The organism is Methylacidimicrobium cyclopophantes, assembly GCF_902143385.2.
Taxonomy (GTDB): Bacteria; Verrucomicrobiota; Verrucomicrobiia; order Methylacidiphilales; family Methylacidiphilaceae; genus Methylacidimicrobium; species Methylacidimicrobium cyclopophantes.
The window spans coordinates 1-1027 of record NZ_CABFUZ020000016.1 but is presented as its reverse complement, the minus strand read 5'-3'; the positions used below and the strand labels follow the sequence as shown (position 1 = coordinate 1027).

1 protein-coding gene and 1 pseudogene are annotated in these 1027 nt (G+C 61.4%); one reads left to right on the top strand and one right to left on the bottom strand.

The annotated features are described in order from the left end of the window. Positions 1-26: 26 nt before the first annotated feature. Positions 27-266, top strand: a pseudogene (locus tag FN369_RS11675) (transposase); the annotation flags it as partial. A gap of 197 nt (positions 267-463) precedes the next feature. Here the strand turns inward: FN369_RS11675 and FN369_RS00525 are convergent. Beyond that, a complete protein-coding gene (locus tag FN369_RS00525) occupies positions 464-751 on the bottom strand; it encodes a hypothetical protein (protein WP_142524272.1) in 288 nt (95 codons plus the stop codon). Positions 752-1027: the final 276 nt, after the last annotated feature.

Below are 1027 nucleotides of genomic sequence, written 5' to 3'. Positions count from 1 at the left end.
CCGCATCTCATTGGAAGTCAGACTAATGGGCAGATCGTTGTCGGCTCGACCCTTTCCGAAGGCTCTCTAAAACCAGAAAGGCGCCTCTGGACGGGATCGCCGCCTTCCTTCAGAGCCGAATGAGCAATGGACTCATCGAAGCCATCCACGGGCTCATCCAGCTCGCCAAAAGAATGGCCAGAGCCTTTCGAAGCTTCCGCTATCTCAGAATTGCCGCATTCCTCAAAGCGGACAAGCTCACCCTCGATGTTCCGGCCCTACCCACTGAAAACAGCGAAGAGGCTTTTTTTGCACCTTGTCTCCCCTTCCCTCGGCTTCTGAGTCTCCTGGCGGGATCCCGCTTGGATGGAGGTGAACCTTTCTCGAAAAAGAGCGAAGGCTTCCTCCACAACGCCAGCTGACGTTCGAGCCGCCGTTTCGGGGAACCCTCCCGCTCTTTCTTGGCCTAATGGGAAGGCAGAGCTTAGGGTACTTCTTCTTGGGGAGCAGAAGGCTCCCCACCCTCTTCCGTGGAGGGCGTCGCCCCTTCTCCGTCCCCGGCGGACTTGTCCTCCCACGGCATTCCTTCGGGGAGTCCTTCGACCGCCTGGACCGGCACCAGCCGGGGCGAGATGCCGCTCGATCCCATGGAGTGCTGCCCAAGGGAGATGCCCCTCCCCTCTCCTTGGACCGAACGATCAGGGGAGAAGCCGGATCCAAAGGCGACCGGAGCGAGGAAAAAAAGGCCGAGCGCTGCGAGGAGGATTTTCATGGTTGGAAGAGGGAGTGCATGAGAAGAGTGGCTTAAGGCAAACGCCGCGAGAAAGCAAGGAGCGCGCGTCGCGGACTTCGCTCGGGATCCGCAGGAGAGCGGATGCAAGGGAGCCAAACTTTCGGCCGCCGAGCCAACCGCATCCTCCGGAGCTACTGGGGCTCGGGTGGAAAATACGCCCGGGCGGCCTGGGAAAAGGCGGCCATCTCGTCCTCCCTCCAGGCGGCGTTTCTGCCGAGCTCTCGGGCGAGCAGGTCGGCGACGCGGGGAGCCGCT